We start from the raw sequence: 16205 nt of genomic DNA on the forward strand, positions 1-16205 counted from the left end.
TCTTTTCTAGGTTTTTTTTGTTCTCTTTCTATATTTAAAAAGCCTTTTGAACTCTATGTATTATATAGGAATTTCTGATGGTTTATCAACTTTAGGAGATTTAAATAATGAACTTGTTTCTATAAGAAAAAAAATAAACAAAATTTATAAAAGTTTAAAAAAAAATTCACAAAATAATAAAAATAGAGGTAGATTCCAAGTGTAAAAACTACCTGTTCAAATACATTTTTTCATAATATTCCTGATATTCTCCACTTTTAACTTGGTTGGTCCAGTCCTGATTATCCAAATACCATTGAATTGTTTCTTTAATACCTACTTCAAAGGTATATTCAGGTTTCCAACCTAAATCATTTTGGATTTTAGTTGAATCAATAGCATAACGTCTGTCATGACCCAGTCTATCTGTAACAAACTCTATTAAAGATTCATCTTTGTCTAATTCATTTAGTATTAATTTAACAATTTCAATATTTTGCTTTTCGTTGTTTCCACCGATATTGTAGACTTCACCAAGTTCGCCTTCATGCATGACCAAATCAATTGCATGGCAGTGGTCATGAACATGCAGCCAATCCCTAATGTTCTTTCCATCCCCATAGATTGGTAATTTCTTATCTTCAAGCGCATTTGAAATCATTAATGGAATTAGTTTTTCAGGGAATTGATAAGGACCATAATTATTTGAACAACGAGTAATATTTATTGGTAAACCAAAAGTTTCACCATATGCACGAGTAATCAAGTCTCCTCCAGCTTTTGAAGCTGAATAAGGACTATTTGGTTGTAATGGAGTAGTTTCGCTAAAGTACCCTTCACTTCCTAAGGTTCCATAAACTTCATCAGTTGAAATTTGAATATACTTTTCAACACCGAATTCCTTAGCTGCATTTAATAAAACCTGTGTGCCGAGCACATTAGATTTGATGAAGATTTCAGGATCGGTTATGCTTCTATCAACATGACTTTCAGCGGCAAAATTAATTACATAATCACATTGTTTAACTAAATCATCAACAACATCTTTATCTCTAATATCTCCTTTGACAAAAGAGTAATTATCCCTATCCTCAATATCCTTTAAATTCTCAAGGTTTCCGCAGTAAGTTAAGGCATCTAAGTTAACAATTTCATATTCTGAGTATTTATTAACCATGTATCTAACAAAATTGCTTCCTATAAATCCTGCTCCGCCAGTAACTAATATTTTTGTCATGCTATCACTCATATTTAATTTGAGATTCTTTAAAGCCTTTCCACTCTTTATCCTTATCTGACAATATTATTTCATCAATTCCATCCAACGGCCAGTCAATAGCAATGTCCGGATCATCCCATTTGATTCCACTTTCATCCGGCCCATTATAGAATTCTGTACATTTGTATACAAATTCTGCTTCATCAGATAATACTAAAAAGCCATGAGCGAATTTAGGAGGAATAAACAATTGTTTTTTATTTTCATCAGATAAAATTTCACCATACCATTTACCATAAGTAGGTGAATTGGCTCTAAGGTCTACTCCAACATCAAAAACCTCACCTTTTATAACACGAACTAATTTGCCTTGAGGATAGTTAACCTGTAAATGCAGGCCTCTTAAAACACCTTTACTAGATTTTGATTGGTTATCTTGAACAAAAGTCAAATCATAGCCTGCATCTTTAAAATCTTTTTCCTGGTATGTTTCCATGAAGTATCCTCGGTTATCTTCAAAAACGGTTGGCTCTACTACAAACATGCCCTCAATGCCTGTTTCTGTAAATTTAAATTTTCCCATAAAATCACTTTTTAACTAAATTAAACAAATATTGACCATAATCAGTTTTTTTAAGTTCTTCTGCTGTTTTTAATAATTGTTCATCGTCAATATATCCTTTTAAATAAGCAATTTCTTCAAGACATGCAATATATAATCCTTGTCTTTTTTGAATGGTTTCAATGAAGTTTGCTGCTTCTAAAAGTCCTTCATGGGTTCCAGTATCAAGCCAAGCCATACCTCTTCCTAAAAGTTCAACTTTAAGTTTTCCACGCTTCAAATATTCCTCATTAACAGAAGTAATTTCAACTTCCCCCCTTGCGGAAGGTTCAACATTTTTAGCTATTTCAATTACATCATTATCATAGAAATAAAGACCTGGAACGATATAATTTGATTTAGGATTTTCTGGTTTTTCTTCAACTGAAATTACATTCCAATCATTATCAAATTCAACAACCCCAAAAGCTTCTGGGTTGTTAGTGTAATAACCAAATATTACTGCTCCTTCTTCCAAACCTGTTGCTCTTTCAAGAATTTCTGTGAATCTATGACCATGAAATATGTTATCTCCTAAAATTAAAGCAACATTATCATCGCCGATAAATTCTTCACCAACAATAAATGCCTCTGCAAGGCCATTAGGATTTTCTTGGACCTCATATGAGAATTTTATCCCCAAACTAGATCCATCACCCAATAAATCCTTGTACATAGGCAAATCACGGGGAGTTGAAATAATTAAAATTTCTTTAATTCCTGCAAGCATTAGTACAGAAATAGGATAATAAATCATTGGCTTATCATATAAAGGTAATAATTGTTTTGAAACCGCTTTTGTAATAGGATAAAGACGAGTTCCAGAACCACCTGCAAGCACTATACCTTTCATAATAATCACTAAATAGAATTTTATCTTTTTTAATTAATATATTATTTCAAATTTCAAAAACTCATTTTCACTAGCTGCATCAGTGAAAGTATCAATAATATCTTTATCCACCTCATCTGAGTTAATCAATTCAATTTCACATTCAATTTCGCACAAACAGTCATATAATGCATCCAAATTTTTTCCATAATAATCAGGGAAATTTAATGCTTCCATTAAATAATCATGACCTTCCTCTTTTATTAATTTACCATCAAGTTGCATTTTAAACCTCCTCAAATGTATTATAATGGTCACTGGTATAGTAAACTTTATAGTTTCCAGTGTTGTAAACTATTCTTTCAGCACCACGACTGGTTCCGTTTGCATTAATATCACATTCAATATATTTTGCATCACTATCCGGGAGTATATGTTGTCTATTTGTAAATGTATCTCCACCAATACTTTTTCCAGGAGCATATTTTTTAAGTGGTCCTCCATGCCAGCCAAGGCTTTGAGCCTCTTTTTTTGTAATATAGTTGCTTGGAAGCTTGTGGAATTCTTTAATATATGCTGAAACTTCTTCAACTGTACAGTACTCTCCATCCTCAACAACATTAACATCACTTGTATCGTCACCCCAACTGAAAAGATCAAAAAATCCTGCACTTACGGCACCAATACTGAATAAAGCGATGATTAATGCAATGACAAATAATAACTTTTTATTCATTTAATCAACTCTATGTATTCTTTAATTGCTTCTTTATAATCTCTAAGCGGTTCAAAACCGTTGTCGACCCAATTCCTATTATCAAGCACTGAATAACTTGGTCTTGGAGCTGGTCTTGCAAACTCGGATGCAGTAACCGGAATAACCTTAACATCACAGCCTGCAACTTCAAAGATATATCTTGCAAATTCACACCAGGAACAGCTTCCAGAGTTTGTCAAATGGTAAATACCATAATAATCCGTTTCGATTAACTGTGATATTCCACATGCCAAATCAGGAGTGTAAGTTGGTGTGCCCACCTCATCATAAACGACAGTTATTTCGGGATGATTTTTAGCCAGTTCAAGCATTGTCTTTGGGAAATTCTTACCGTTGATTCCATACAGCCATGCAGTACGAACAATAAAATACTTGTCAAGGATTTCCAAAATGGCTTCTTCTCCCTTAAGTTTACTTTTACCGTAAACACTAATCGGGCCTATCTCTCCATCTTCAGCAATTGGGTCTCTTGCACTGCCATCAAACACGTAATCTGTACTTACATGGACTAAAGGGCAATCGATTTCCTTGCATGCTAGTGCCAGGTTTCTAACACCATCACCATTTATGCTATAAGCAAGGTCTTGGTTTTCCTCACAGCCATCCACATCAGTATAGGCGGCAGAATTAATAACCAAATCAGGTTTTTTATCACAAATAAAATCAATTACATGTTCTTTATCTGTAATATCCAATGTTTTTGAGGTAGTAAGGATTAATTCATGCTTTTTTGATAAAACATCCTGTAAATCATGTCCTAACATACCATTTGAACCGGTAATTAAAATCTTCATAATATCACTCGAAACTTTTAATATTAGTTTAAATATATATTATATGTAATATTTAAAGACGGAGTTAGTATTATGAAAGTATGTATTATTGGTCAAGGCTATATTGGACTTCCAACTGCAGCACTTTTTAGTCGAAACCACTGTGAAGTAGTTGGAGTGGACATTTCTGAAGAAATGATTAACAATCTAAACAAAGGAATTATCCACATTGAAGAGCCTGGAATAGCCGATATTATTAAAAAGGCGGTTGAAAAGAAATTATACGTCGCTAGCTTAACTCCGCAAAAAGCTGATGCTTTTATAATAACCGTTCCGACACCATATATCGTTGAAAATTACAGCTGCGATTTGAGCTATGTCATTACCGCTTGTGAATCAATATTGCCTTATTTAGAAAAAGGAAATACTGTAATTATTGAATCAACTATCGCTCCAATGTCTACTGATGAAGTAATAAAACCTATTTTTGAAAATGCCGGCTTTACAATTGGCGAAGATTTATATCTTGCACATTGCCCTGAAAGAGTGCTTCCCGGCAGAATCATCGAAGAGCTGATACACAATGACCGTATCATTGGTGGAGTTACACCGGAATGCGCTAAAAAGGCCAGTGAAGTTTATGGTCAATTTGTTGAAGGGGATTTGATGCTTACTGAAGCAAAAACTGCAGAGCTTTCAAAATGTATGGAAAATACTTTTAGGGATGTTAATATTGCACTTGCAAATGAACTTGCTAAAATTTGTGCAGAAATTGGAGTGAATGCCCTTGACGTTATTGAAATGGCCAACAAACATCCGAGAGTTAATTTACATTCACCAGGCCCTGGTGTTGGAGGACATTGCCTTGCAATTGACCCATACTTTATTTATGCAAAAGCGCCGGATACCGCAAAGATAATCAAATTGGCCAGGGATACAAATAATTCAATGCCTGATTTCGTGTGTGAATATGTCAAAAAAATCATTGAAAAGGGAAAAATTGCCATTTTAGGCGTTTCTTATAAAGGCAACACCGGTGATGACAGGGAAAGTCCTGCCTATGAAATAATAGCTAAATTAAGTCCAGATTATGAAATAGGTATTCATGACCCTCACATTGATAATCCTAATTTTGTAAGCTTCGAAGAAGCAATAAAAGAAGCTGATTTAATCCTAGTATTGTGTGACCATGATGAATTTAAACACATAGACTATGAATTGATAAAGCAAAATATGGATAGTCCTGTTATTTTTGATACAAAAAATATAATAAAAGAAGTTCCAGACGAAATTAAACTATATAATTACGGGAACTTATATGAATTAAATTAAAAATTAATTGGTTGGTCTGGTTGTATCTGATGCCCATTCCATGCTTTTAGACTACTCCATTCAGCAGATGGGGAATTCCAAAATACATCATTGAAATTTAAACCTAAAGCTAAAAATACTGTACAACACATATAAAGACTACCAGTATTAATATTGCTTTCTGAAATATCCATTTGTGAACCGTTTAATCCAACAATCAACCATCCTTCACTAGTGAAGTTAATGTTATTTGCAAATTGTTTTTGTAGAACTTTGGTTAAAGCTGATCTGACCTGTGCGGGATTAATATTTCTTGGCAATATTTTTAACAATGCAGCTTGAGATAATAAATGGAAAACACCACAACGATAAGGTAAAGATTTCCCGATTAGTGGATATGTTCCTTCAGGGGAAATAATTCTTTCAAGTTGAGATGCTAACCTGGAAGATCTCATTAATTGAACATCTAAAAATTCACCATCAGGAAGTCCATATTTTCTCATTACAGTTAAAATGTCATTGAGCATTGGATGAATGAAAATACTATTGTAGTAATTCAACTCAAAATCTTCGCCATCAGAGTAAATTGCATCTCCAACATACAATTCATCTCTGAATTTAGAAATTCCATAAGTTAAGCGTTCTTTATCACACTCCCCAGTGAATTCCAGAAGAGCCGCCTCAATCATTGCGGTATACAATAACCAATGATTCTCATATGGGGCAATAATTCTTGTATTTTTAAATTCACGGATTATTCTAGCTTGAATTTCCATAGGTAAATTAAGCCAAATCTGATTTTTAGCTCTGAGTAATCCTTGAGCAAAAAGTGCAGTTTCAACTAAAGATTGTTTAGGCTCTATAACAAATATATAATCATCACTATTAGGGTTAATTGCATTAGAAATAGCTTTAATAGTTAAATAAATGTATTTTTCACGTATTTTGCCTTCTTCAGATGTGTCTACACCTAACTCTAACCAAGGCGCAATCCCATTAAATACACGTGCAAAGGCTTCAAGGTTTGCGAATTTTTGACCTTCTAAACTACTTGACTCATAAGGCATGTTTTTCTTAAGTGTACCTTTAGCTAAGTTATTTAAAACCGGAAAAGCGATTTTTTGAAGAGTTGAAACCCAAAAAATCCTATCTTCCCAAACCGGAGGTTGCTCTTGCAAAATAGGTTCTTCTTCTTTTTTATGTCTTCTAAATAATTTACCCATGAATTATATTTTGTTGAACATATTATATAAACATTAAAAAATTAAAATTATTAAAAAATAAAGGAACCATTATATATTTATAAAACAAAAATATTTACCATTAATGAGAGGTTTATAATATGCCAACAATGTCTGAAAAAATATTAGCTAGAGCTTCTGGAAAAGAAAGTGTAGAAGCTGGAGATATCGTAATAGCAAATATTGATGTAGCAATGACTCACGATTTAACTGGACCTCTTTCAGTAGAATCCTTTGAAAAAATTGGAGCTGAAAAAGTTTGGGATTCATCGAAAATTGTCATTCCATTTGACCATCAGGTTCCAGCCGACTCCATTGACTCCGCTAATAATCATATAATAATGAGAAAATTTGTCAAAGAGCAAGGAATTGAACATTTTTATGATGTCAATGCAGGCGTTTGCCATCAGATTTTACCTGAACTTGGTCATGTTGTGCCTGGTGATGTTATCGTGGGTGCGGATTCACATACCTGTACTCATGGGGCATTAGGTGCATTTTCAACTGGAATCGGTTCGACTGACATGGCAATGGTATTTGCAGAAGGCAACTTATGGTTAAAGGTTCCTGAAACAAATAGATTTAATGTCACTGGCGATTTAAAGAAGAATGTCTATGCTAAAGATGTTATTTTGCATATTATTGGTCAGATGGGTGCTGACGGTTCAACATATAAAGCCTGTGAATTTGCCGGCGAAACTATTTCAAAAATGAGCGTTTCCGATAGAATGGTTTTATGTAATATGGCAATAGAAATGGGTGGAAAAACAGGTTTGGTAGAGCCGGATGAAAAAACTATTGAGTACGTTGAAAATCGTTCTAAAAAACCATATAAAGTATTTAAAACCGATTTAGACTCATCTTCTCTTAATATAATTGATATTGATGTGAGCGATTTAGATCCGCAAGTTGCTTGTCCTCACAATGTTGACAATGTAAAGGCCGTTAGTGAAGTCGATGTAGAACTTGACCAGGTATTCTTGGGTTCCTGTACTAATGGAAGACTAAGCGATTTAAGAGATGCTGCAAAAATCCTAAAAGGTAAAAAAATAGCTAAGGAAACTAGAATGTTAGTTATACCGGCATCAAAGGAAGTCTATTCAAAAGCATTAGATGAAGGATTAATCAGAATATTCGTGGATGCGGGAGCGCTTGTATCCGCTCCATGCTGTGGCCCTTGTCTTGGGGGACACACTGGCATAATCGGACCTGGAGAGGTTAGCCTTTCTACATCCAACAGAAACTTTAAAGGCAGACAAGGAAGTCCTGATGGAAAAGTATATTTATCTTCCGCCGCTGTTGCTGCTGCTTCAGCCATTGAAGGAAGAATAGTGGCGCCGGAGTGATTTTATGAAAGGAACAGCTTGGAAATTTGGAAATGATATTGACACAGACATTATAGTTCCGGGAAGATATTTAATCTATACTGATGAAAAAAGATTGTCACAACATTGTATGGAAGGTCTAGATCCGGATTTTAATAAAAAATGCAAAAAAGGAGACTTTATCGTAGCAGGAACAAACTTTGGATGTGGTTCTTCAAGAGAACATGCCCCAATTGCCCTTAAAGGTGTTGGAGTAGCTGCCGTTATCGCCGAGTCTTTTGCAAGAATCTTTTATAGGAATGCTACAAATGTAGGAGTTCCTCTTCTTGAAGCTCCTGGAATTAGTAAACTTATTGAAGATGGAGAAGAAATTGAAGTAGACATGGAAAATGCTACAATAACATCATCAAATGGAGAAACATTGACATTTAAAAAATTACCTCCATTCATGTTAGAAATATTAGAACAAGGTGGTTTGATTGAATACCTCAAAAACAAAAGATAAATATCAACTTGCAATAGTTCCAGGTGATGGAATCGGTAAAGAGGTTATGGAAGCGACAATATACGTTCTTGACAGTTTGGGTATTGATTTCGAGTACGTATATGGAGAAGCAGGAGATGAATGCCTTGAAAAGACTGGAACCGCACTGCCTAAAGAAACTTTAGAAATCATTAAAAATGCAGACGCATGCTTGTTTGGTGCAGCGGGCGAGACTGCAGCAGATGTTATTGTTAAAATACGTCAGGAAATGAAAATGTTTGCTAATTTAAGACCCGTAAAATCATATCCTAATACTAATTCATTATTTGAAAATATTGACTTTATGATTGTTCGTGAAAATACCGAAGGCCTATATATTGCCGGTGAAGAAAGTTATACTGATGAAGGTGCAATAGCTAGACGTATTATCACAAGAGAAGCAGAAAGCCGTATTATTGACTATGCATTCAGATATGCAAAAGAAAATAATAAAAGTAAAGTTACAGGAGTTCATAAAGCAAATGTCCTTAAAAAAAGTGATGGATTGTTTAAAGAAGTTTTCTATGAAGTTGCTAAAAACTATCCTGATATTGCAACTGAGGACTTTTATGTGGATGCCACAGCAATGTATCTCATCACACAACCTGAAAGCTTTGAGGTTATAGTAACTACAAATCTTTTCGGAGATATTTTATCTGATGAAGGAGCGGGCCTTGTTGGAGGACTCGGTTTAATCCCATCAGCAAATATAGGTGAAGATGCAGCATTATTTGAACCTGTTCATGGTTCAGCACCGGATATTGCAGGTCAAGGAAAGGCAAATCCAATAGCAATGATGCTTTCATCAATCATGATGCTCAGATACATTGGTGAAAATGAAGCTGCTGAGAAATTCGAATCAGCAATTTTAAAATTACTAACTGATGGTAATATTTTAACTGGTGATTTGGGTGGTTCTGCAAGTACTATGGAACTGGCTGAAGCCGTTAAAAATAATTTATAAAAAAATGGAGTAAAAAATATGGATTTTAAAAAATTAACTAAAATGCAGATGGCCGCACTCTTTATCATATTCATTATGGTAGTAAGTGGGGTTGCAGGATTCCTTCTCATTATATTTAGTGGTGGAGCTTAAAAAAAGAGGTAGATAAAATGGTAAAATATGAAATAGCTGCAGTTGTTGCAGAATTTAATTATGATATAACACAAATGATGTTAGAACTCGCAAAAGCAGAAGCAAAAAACAGAGATTGTGAAATTACAAAAGTAGTTGCTGTACCTGGCGTATTTGACATGCCGCTTGTAATCAAAAAGTTATTGCAAAAAGGCGAATACGATGCAATTATCACATTAGGCGCCGTAATTGAAGGGGCTACTGACCACGACCAAATCGTAGCACAACATGCTTCTCGTAAAATTGCTGATTTAGCGCTTGAATACGACACTCCAGTAGCACTTGGCATTACCGGACCTGGAATGACCAGACTCGATGCACACAGACGTGTTAAAAACGCAAAAAGTGCTGTTGAAGCGGCTATCAAAATGTGCGACAGATTAAAAGAAATTTAGTGATTCGATGGAAATCTTAAAACCTGATGAATTAAGAGAAAAGTTTACAGATCCTTGGATTGCACCATATAAGAAAGTTTTAACTATGGTAGATGGTGATAAAGTAGAAATTGTCGAATATCACCCATGCATTTCCGGGTCTCATTGGTTATTGAACCAATACAGAAATAACTCTGAGTTAATCGATTCAGCTTACCGTGATGGAAACAAACATGTCTACTCCTGTCATGTTGGCTCAGCCCCACTAGATTTAAAAGCTAGTTTTAATGCCGCTGGAATTGATGAGATTATTGTTGATGGCGATGAAGTCAAAGTAACTCATGCAGGTCTTGCCGGTGCAGGTGTTGGAGCTGGAATGTGCAGAGGAATGGGTGAAGGTGTAAAATATGTTGAACTCATCCAAGTTGGAGGAGGTTCAAAAGCAGGTAAAGCAACAGTTGTGACCCCTAAACTTGAAAAGGTAGTCATCGGGGTGGATGATACCGATACCAAAGATGCCGGAGCTACCTGGACAATGGCACACAACTTGGGTGTTGAACTTGCAAGTGAAGGTTTTGAATACCTGGACCATATTATTGTTCAATTATATCCGCACAATCCGCATAAGACTCAAAATTGCGTGTCAATTGCACTTACCTTCGCTGTTGAAAGTGAAAGAAAACAAGCTTTAATCGACAGAGTTATCGAAATTCTTAAAAGAGATACCTTATCTGATAAAACAGCCATTGCTATTTTGGAAGGTTTGGATATCCCTGAAAAATTAAAAGAATATTCAATGGCTACAAAAACTGGAATGATGGATGTTGAAACTGCAGAAAGTGTTGCAGAAGAACTAAATATTCCATTGATTGCAGTGACCGGCCAACAAGGTAAAGTTGGTGCATTAGCTGCTCTTGGTCTTTATAATGACGTTGAAGAAGCAGTTAAAGCATATGACAGAAAATTAATCTAAAGATTATTCTTTAGATTTTTACTATTTTTTTAGAAATTGAAATTTAGGAAAACACCCTGATTTTCACGGACAAACTGTTTTGTTGAAGTGGTGTTCTTATCATCGAAGGCAATTGTGACATCATGTCCATCATATTCAAATGTTACATTCTCCTTTTTATTGAAATTGAATGATTTCACATAATCGCCATCGGCATAAATGCTGTATGTGGAGTTCTTTTTAAATATTCCTGATGAATTTAGAACGGATGTATCATCTATAATCACTTCATAAGTGCATGCATGAATGTCTCTTGAAGAGACTACAAATGTCTCCCTGACAATTTCCGTGCCGTTATCCTCAAAGCTGTGAGTGATTACCGCACCTTCAAATACTTCTTTCAAACGGCTGTTCTGAATTACATTGCCGACTTCAACATTCAAAAAGTCTTTGGCTTCACTAGGAAGTCTCAATATGTCCTGTTCGCCAGGTCTTGTCTCATTAACTAAATAGACATTATCATCCAATTGTATAGTATCATTAACCTTAACTCCCAGCGTCATCATGGCATCTGAAGGCATCCTAATTTGGTCCGATTCATTTTCAATGGCTGAATCTATGGTATATGGACCCCTTACAGAAATCGTATTGTCTCTTGGAGTATCATCGGCATAAATAATCAGATTTCTTGAATTTGGCTCGATTGAAAGAACCCCATGTTCAAAATGGGCGGCTCCGATAAATGTTGAAATCATTAAAAGCAATACAATTATTGAAATGATCAGCGGAAAGTGGATTTTAATAAAAGATCTTATTAGATTTCCCCTAGGTGTCTTTCTGAACATGTCAATTGACTTTACAATAACCTTAACAATGTAATAAAGGGCTATAATAATTCCCAATACAGAAATCATTATTCCGATGGTTAAAGGAACGAACTTTACGAAAAATATTGTAAATAAACCTAAAATAATCAAAGATAAACCAACAATTGACATCCTAATATAATGACCAATCTCATCAATCATCACAACCCTACCATACTTGTTAGCACGGTTGATGATTGTTCTGACCACTTCATTAGCCATCAGATTCAAATCGGAAAGAGGGGACATGTCATGCTCAATGGCACCGATGTCCACTTCTGTAATTGAAATTCCCAAAACGTCGGCATCAATAACAATACCTACATCTACACCATAGTCGCTTTCAAAATTAATTTTCTTTAAAATTTCCTTACGTGCTGCAAACTGACCGCTTAAAGGCTGTTCAAAAGAAATTTCAGGGAAGAAAAAGTTCAGCAACGGCTTTGCGGTGAGTTCAGTGACACGTCCGCTTGCACGTGAGAATTTGGTTTTGGTTATATCGGTTTTTCCCTCCAGAATAGGCCTGATCATCGCTTCAACTTTACTGGATGTTAAATTGTAAATGTCCGCATCGATGAAAGCTATAATATCACATTCAGCTTCCCTATAACCTGTGTTTAAAGCTTCACCCTTTCCTTTGTTAACTTCATGATTAATGACACGGGCTCCCGCTTTAATCGCTTCGGCTTCGGTATTGTCGCTTGATCCGTCATTTACAACGATTATTTCATCTACAAAGGATACCTTTTTGACTACACTAACAACCTGTGCTACCGTATCTTCTTCGTTATATGCCGGAATAATGACAGAAACCTTTTGATATTTTTTAGGTTTTTGAGTTTTTATGCCGGCCAGTAAAAATGCAAGGATTACAAAAAACCAATACACCCTATATTCTCCATCAAAAGTTTTTATTATAATTAATTTTGTTTTTCATAGATATAAATAGTTAATAGAAAAATTAAATAATTCTTAAAAAAAATGATAGTTAAAAGAGAAATGAATAGGAAGGGATTAAATTTCCAATTTTATTTCATCAAATGTTAAATAAGGAATTTTACTATTTTTAATTCCAGTCTCAAATTTAATAAAACCTTCTTCCTCTAATCTTTTAACTTTAGGTTGAATGTTACTAACATCTTTATTAATCTTATTAGCCAAATCACGAATACTTCTAGGTTTTTCATGTTTAATAGTGTTCAAAATGATTAAATCTAAATCAGATAAAGATAATTTATTTGTTACTAAACTTTCAGAAATTTCTATTTCTTCGTCAGGATTGTCTTTATAATATTTCCAGTTTTCTAAATCAACATACATTTTCATGTTGTTTGTTCTTTTAAATAATTTTTCTAATTCATTAATTGAATTATAAGTTTCTTCCATTTCTTTAATAAATTCATACCCATTTTGCTTTTTAACTAAAGTTATAATCATTTTAACATCTCCATTAACTCATCAACATCGAATTTGCCAGAAATTTGTAAATAATCTTTTATAATATCTAAAATCTTATAGGGATCCTGAATATCTAATTCTATTTTTTTAACATGATTATTGGGGTCTGGATGGATATGGGCAGCGCCGATATGAAAATTATCAATTAGGATATTATCTGGCATGATAACAATTGACCATCCGTTTGGAGTTTTAACCTTGTAAATTATTTTATCATCAACCAATATTCTGTTTTGAGTTTTTCTAGACATACCATATTATATTGCTCATTATATTTATATATTCGTTGGTTTTTTTACAACACAATTATATATTAATAAATAAATTTTATAATACTAAATTAATTATTTTATAAAGATACAATATTGAATTGTTCAAAAATTTATTAATGACTTCGTATAAAATATTGTATTATGTATTTAATTTTTTAGAAGGGATTTTTTAATGACACCAAAGATAATGATTATTCTTGGAAGCGCATCAGATATTGCTATTGCAGAAAAAGCTATGAATATTTTAGATAAACTGGAAATACCATACAGTCTAAAAGTTGCATCAGCACATAGGACACCTGACCTTGTTCGTGAACTTGCAAAACAGGGTACAGATGCAGGAATTGAAGTGTTTATAGGGATTGCAGGACTAGCCGCACACCTTCCGGGCGCAATCGCCGCATATACACCAAGACCCGTTATTGGTGTTCCGGTTGATGTGAAAACCAGTGGAATTGATGCTTTACAATCTATTGTTCAAATGCCATATCCTTCTCCAATTGCTACTGTTGGAATCGACAGGGGAGACAATGCCGCAATACTTGCCGCCCAATTCATAGGGCTTCATGATGAAAAAGTGCGTCAAAAGGTGATTAACTTAAGAAAGGAATATGCTAAAAAAGTTAAGGACAGCAATGAAGAAATTATTCAGGAAATCGATAGGCCATTCATTAGAAATGACTTCTTAAGAGTTAAAAATCTCGAAATAAATGAAATTGAACCGGATGAAGATGCCGAATCATGCTGCAAAAACAAGGATGCGGAAGTTGCAATCATTGTCGGTAGACAAACCGATGTGGCTACAGCTAAAAAAGTAACTAAGCTCCTGGAAAGGCTTAAAATAACACATGATACTAAAGTGGTTTGTCCAATCAGATCAACCAGAAAATTCACAAATTATGTTAAATCAATGAAAAATGCTAAAATATTCATTGGAATCAGTTCCAACTCATCACAGGTGACAGGTGGAATCGTTGGCCTTACAGACAGGCCAGTCATTGGGGTCCCATGTACAAATGAAAACGGCGATGACTATATGTTAACTACAGTCAGCATGCCTCCGGGAGTTCCTGTTGCAACCGTTGGTATAAACAATGGTAAAAACGCTGCAGTTCTTGCAGGTGAAATCCTTTCAATCGGCGATCCGAATATTGTAGACATTCTTGAAAGACTTAAAGATAAAAAAATTAGCTTCTAAGGGATTAACATGAAAATTAACGAGGAAAACATTATAGAAATTACAGATGAGCTATCATCAGAATTTGAAGTGGCAAAAGTTTTAAGAAAATATCCGAAAGACACTGTCATCATAAAAAACGTCAAAGGTTTTGACATTCCGGTCATTTCAGGAATCTGCAATACCCGTGAAAAGATTGCAAAATCAATAAACTGTGAAGTTTCAGAAATTACAGGAAAAATCATTGACGCTATGGAAAAACCTATTAAGGTTGACAAATTCACTGATTTTTCAGAATATGACACTTTAGATATTGATTTGGATAAAATTCCAATCCTAACCCATTACACCCGTGATGGCGGAGCATACATTACTGCAGGTGTTGTATTTGCGCGTGACCCCGTAACAGGCATTCAGAACGCTTCAATTCACAGGATGATGGTTCTTGACAACAGAAGATTGGTTATCAGAATCGTGCCAAGAAACCTTTACACTTATTTCCAGAATGCTCAAAAGGCCGGAGAGGATTTGGATATTGCTATAGCTATTGGAATGGATCCGGCAATCCTGCTTGCAAGTACCACTTCAATACCGATTGATTACAATGAAATGGATGTTGCAAATGCATTCAAAGACGGCGAACTTGAATTGATTAAATGCGGAGAGTTGGAAGTTCCACAGGCGGATATCATTTTAGAAGGTAAAATTTCTGTAACAGAAACCGTTGCAGAAGGTCCTTTCGTGGATTTGACCGACACTTATGACATCATTCGTGACCAGCCAATCATCAACCTGGAAAAAATGCACATTAAAAAGGACAATCCATATTACCATGCAATCCTACCTGCCGGATTTGAACATAAACTATTGCAAGGCCTTCCACAGGAACCTAGAATATATAAAGCTGTTAAAAATGCGGTTCCTACAGTTGAAAATGTTGTCCTAACTGAAGGAGGCTGCTGCTGGCTGCATGCGGTTGTTTCAATAAATAAGCAAACTGAAGGCGACGGTAAAAACGCCATCATGGCAGCCCTATCTGCTCACCCTTCACTCAAACACTGTACCGTTGTAGATACTGACGTTGATGTCTTTGACGCTGAAGACGTTGAATACGCAATAGCTACACGTGTAAAAGGAGACCGTGACATCATGATTGTTCCAAATGTCCGTGGCTCTTCACTGGACCCTGTTGCTGAAAGTGACGGCACAACTACTAAAATTGGAGTGGATGCAACAAAATCCCTTAAGACAATTGAAAAATTCGAAAGGGTTAGTTTTTCCGAATAACTAACTTTTTTCATTACTATTTTTTCAAGCCAATAATAATCCCGAATATCCCTATCAAAAAACTATGCTTTATATTAATTTTAGGCATCAGTATATTAAATA

The 16205-nt window shown here is 34.8% G+C and carries 18 protein-coding genes; 8 read left to right on the top strand and 10 right to left on the bottom strand.

Annotated features, from left to right (window positions below; translation table 11 throughout):
• Positions 1-208: 208 nt before the first annotated feature.
• The 6 genes from rfbB to rfbD are packed head-to-tail and all read right to left on the bottom strand — an operon-like array spanning position 209 to position 4203.
• Positions 209-1216, bottom strand: a complete 1008-nt coding sequence (gene rfbB / locus ACKI3D_RS01895) for a dTDP-glucose 4,6-dehydratase (RefSeq protein ID WP_407391811.1) — start codon at positions 1214-1216, stop codon at positions 209-211.
• A 4-nt stretch (positions 1217-1220) separates the two neighbouring features.
• Positions 1221-1781 carry a dTDP-4-dehydrorhamnose 3,5-epimerase gene (rfbC, locus tag ACKI3D_RS01900; RefSeq protein ID WP_407391813.1) on the bottom strand — a complete coding sequence of 187 codons (561 nt, stop codon included), beginning with the start codon at positions 1779-1781 and terminating at the stop codon, positions 1221-1223.
• A gap of 4 nt (positions 1782-1785) precedes the next feature.
• Complete coding sequence (gene rfbA, locus ACKI3D_RS01905; RefSeq protein WP_407391815.1) at positions 1786-2652, bottom strand: glucose-1-phosphate thymidylyltransferase RfbA; 867 nt, start codon at positions 2650-2652, stop codon at positions 1786-1788.
• Positions 2653-2685: 33 nt separating this feature from the next.
• The gene (locus ACKI3D_RS01910; RefSeq protein WP_407391817.1) at positions 2686-2916 is read right to left on the bottom strand and encodes a barstar family protein; all 231 of its coding nucleotides are present in this window, start codon (positions 2914-2916) and stop codon (positions 2686-2688) included.
• A 1-nt stretch (position 2917) separates the two neighbouring features.
• Complete coding sequence (locus ACKI3D_RS01915) at positions 2918-3367, bottom strand: ribonuclease domain-containing protein (RefSeq protein WP_407391819.1); 450 nt, start codon at positions 3365-3367, stop codon at positions 2918-2920.
• Complete coding sequence (rfbD, locus tag ACKI3D_RS01920; RefSeq protein WP_407391821.1) at positions 3364-4203, bottom strand: dTDP-4-dehydrorhamnose reductase; 840 nt, start codon at positions 4201-4203, stop codon at positions 3364-3366. The genes ACKI3D_RS01915 and rfbD overlap by 4 nt, the downstream gene beginning before the upstream one ends.
• 72 nt (positions 4204-4275) lie before the next feature.
• On the opposite strand from rfbD, the gene ACKI3D_RS01925 reads away from it, so the two are divergent.
• Positions 4276-5514: a nucleotide sugar dehydrogenase gene (locus ACKI3D_RS01925; protein WP_407391823.1), complete on the top strand. Its 1239-nt coding sequence runs from the start codon at positions 4276-4278 to the stop codon at positions 5512-5514.
• Here the strand turns inward: ACKI3D_RS01925 and ACKI3D_RS01930 are convergent.
• The gene (locus ACKI3D_RS01930; protein WP_407391824.1) at positions 5511-6716 is read right to left on the bottom strand and encodes a DUF2264 domain-containing protein; all 1206 of its coding nucleotides are present in this window, start codon (positions 6714-6716) and stop codon (positions 5511-5513) included. The genes ACKI3D_RS01925 and ACKI3D_RS01930 overlap by 4 nt on opposite strands.
• Positions 6717-6835: 119 nt before the next feature.
• Here ACKI3D_RS01930 and hacA point away from each other — a divergent pair, with 119 nt between their 5' ends.
• The 5 genes from hacA (at position 6836) to mmp11 (ending at position 11064) form a co-directional block, all read left to right on the top strand.
• Complete coding sequence (hacA, locus tag ACKI3D_RS01935) at positions 6836-8080, top strand: homoaconitase large subunit (RefSeq protein ID WP_407391826.1); 1245 nt, start codon at positions 6836-6838, stop codon at positions 8078-8080.
• Positions 8081-8084: 4 nt separating this feature from the next.
• On the top strand, positions 8085-8564 hold the full coding sequence (locus ACKI3D_RS01940; protein WP_407391828.1) for a 3-isopropylmalate dehydratase small subunit: 480 nt from the start codon (positions 8085-8087) through the stop codon (positions 8562-8564).
• Complete coding sequence (locus ACKI3D_RS01945; RefSeq protein ID WP_407391830.1) at positions 8539-9546, top strand: isocitrate/isopropylmalate family dehydrogenase; 1008 nt, start codon at positions 8539-8541, stop codon at positions 9544-9546. Before ACKI3D_RS01940 ends, ACKI3D_RS01945 begins: the two co-directional genes overlap by 26 nt.
• Positions 9547-9695: 149 nt before the next feature.
• Entirely contained in the window at positions 9696-10112 is a 417-nt protein-coding gene (gene ribH / locus ACKI3D_RS01950; protein ID WP_292738685.1) for a 6,7-dimethyl-8-ribityllumazine synthase, read from the top strand.
• Between the two features lie 7 nt (positions 10113-10119).
• Positions 10120-11064 (top strand): methanogenesis marker protein 11, encoded by a 945-nt coding sequence (mmp11, locus tag ACKI3D_RS01955; protein ID WP_407391832.1) that lies wholly within the window; start codon positions 10120-10122, stop codon positions 11062-11064.
• 29 nt (positions 11065-11093) lie between these two features.
• On the opposite strand, the gene ACKI3D_RS01960 is transcribed toward mmp11, so the two are convergent.
• From ACKI3D_RS01960 to ACKI3D_RS01970, 3 genes are all read right to left on the bottom strand, one after another.
• On the bottom strand, positions 11094-12797 hold the full coding sequence (locus ACKI3D_RS01960) for a glycosyltransferase (RefSeq protein ID WP_407391834.1): 1704 nt from the start codon (positions 12795-12797) through the stop codon (positions 11094-11096).
• A gap of 126 nt (positions 12798-12923) precedes the next feature.
• Entirely contained in the window at positions 12924-13346 is a 423-nt protein-coding gene (locus tag ACKI3D_RS01965) for a winged helix-turn-helix transcriptional regulator (RefSeq protein WP_407391836.1), read from the bottom strand.
• Positions 13343-13618, bottom strand: coding sequence for a hypothetical protein (locus ACKI3D_RS01970; RefSeq protein WP_407391838.1), 276 nt, complete (start codon positions 13616-13618; stop codon positions 13343-13345). The genes ACKI3D_RS01965 and ACKI3D_RS01970 overlap by 4 nt, the downstream gene beginning before the upstream one ends.
• A gap of 193 nt (positions 13619-13811) precedes the next feature.
• Here ACKI3D_RS01970 and purE point away from each other — a divergent pair, with 193 nt between their 5' ends.
• Both purE and ACKI3D_RS01980 read left to right on the top strand, forming a co-directional pair.
• Positions 13812-14837 carry a 5-(carboxyamino)imidazole ribonucleotide mutase gene (gene purE, locus ACKI3D_RS01975; RefSeq protein ID WP_407391840.1) on the top strand — a complete coding sequence of 342 codons (1026 nt, stop codon included), beginning with the start codon at positions 13812-13814 and terminating at the stop codon, positions 14835-14837.
• 9 nt (positions 14838-14846) lie between these two features.
• Entirely contained in the window at positions 14847-16103 is a 1257-nt protein-coding gene (locus ACKI3D_RS01980; RefSeq protein ID WP_407391842.1) for a UbiD family decarboxylase, read from the top strand.
• The last annotated feature ends 102 nt before the right edge of the window (positions 16104-16205 follow it).

It is taken from the genome of Methanobrevibacter sp., assembly GCF_045586545.1.
Taxonomy (GTDB): domain Archaea; phylum Methanobacteriota; class Methanobacteria; order Methanobacteriales; family Methanobacteriaceae; genus Methanocatella.

Coding starts and splice junctions, on each gene's coding strand:
- rfbB (WP_407391811.1), bottom strand. CDS start 1,216: ATGACAAAAATATTAGTTACTGGCGGAGCAGGATTTATAGGAAGCAAT.
- rfbC (WP_407391813.1), bottom strand. CDS start 1,781: ATGGGAAAATTTAAATTTACAGAAACAGGCATTGAGGGCATGTTTGTA.
- rfbA (WP_407391815.1), bottom strand. CDS start 2,652: ATGAAAGGTATAGTGCTTGCAGGTGGTTCTGGAACTCGTCTTTATCCT.
- ACKI3D_RS01910 (WP_407391817.1), bottom strand. CDS start 2,916: ATGCAACTTGATGGTAAATTAATAAAAGAGGAAGGTCATGATTATTTA.
- ACKI3D_RS01915 (WP_407391819.1), bottom strand. CDS start 3,367: ATGAATAAAAAGTTATTATTTGTCATTGCATTAATCATCGCTTTATTC.
- rfbD (WP_407391821.1), bottom strand. CDS start 4,203: ATGAAGATTTTAATTACCGGTTCAAATGGTATGTTAGGACATGATTTA.
- ACKI3D_RS01925 (WP_407391823.1), top strand. CDS start 4,276: ATGAAAGTATGTATTATTGGTCAAGGCTATATTGGACTTCCAACTGCA.
- ACKI3D_RS01930 (WP_407391824.1), bottom strand. CDS start 6,716: ATGGGTAAATTATTTAGAAGACATAAAAAAGAAGAAGAACCTATTTTG.
- hacA (WP_407391826.1), top strand. CDS start 6,836: ATGCCAACAATGTCTGAAAAAATATTAGCTAGAGCTTCTGGAAAAGAA.
- ACKI3D_RS01940 (WP_407391828.1), top strand. CDS start 8,085: ATGAAAGGAACAGCTTGGAAATTTGGAAATGATATTGACACAGACATT.
- ribH (WP_292738685.1), top strand. CDS start 9,696: ATGGTAAAATATGAAATAGCTGCAGTTGTTGCAGAATTTAATTATGAT.
- mmp11 (WP_407391832.1), top strand. CDS start 10,120: ATGGAAATCTTAAAACCTGATGAATTAAGAGAAAAGTTTACAGATCCT.
- ACKI3D_RS01965 (WP_407391836.1), bottom strand. CDS start 13,346: ATGATTATAACTTTAGTTAAAAAGCAAAATGGGTATGAATTTATTAAA.
- ACKI3D_RS01970 (WP_407391838.1), bottom strand. CDS start 13,618: ATGTCTAGAAAAACTCAAAACAGAATATTGGTTGATGATAAAATAATT.
- purE (WP_407391840.1), top strand. CDS start 13,812: ATGACACCAAAGATAATGATTATTCTTGGAAGCGCATCAGATATTGCT.
- ACKI3D_RS01980 (WP_407391842.1), top strand. CDS start 14,847: ATGAAAATTAACGAGGAAAACATTATAGAAATTACAGATGAGCTATCA.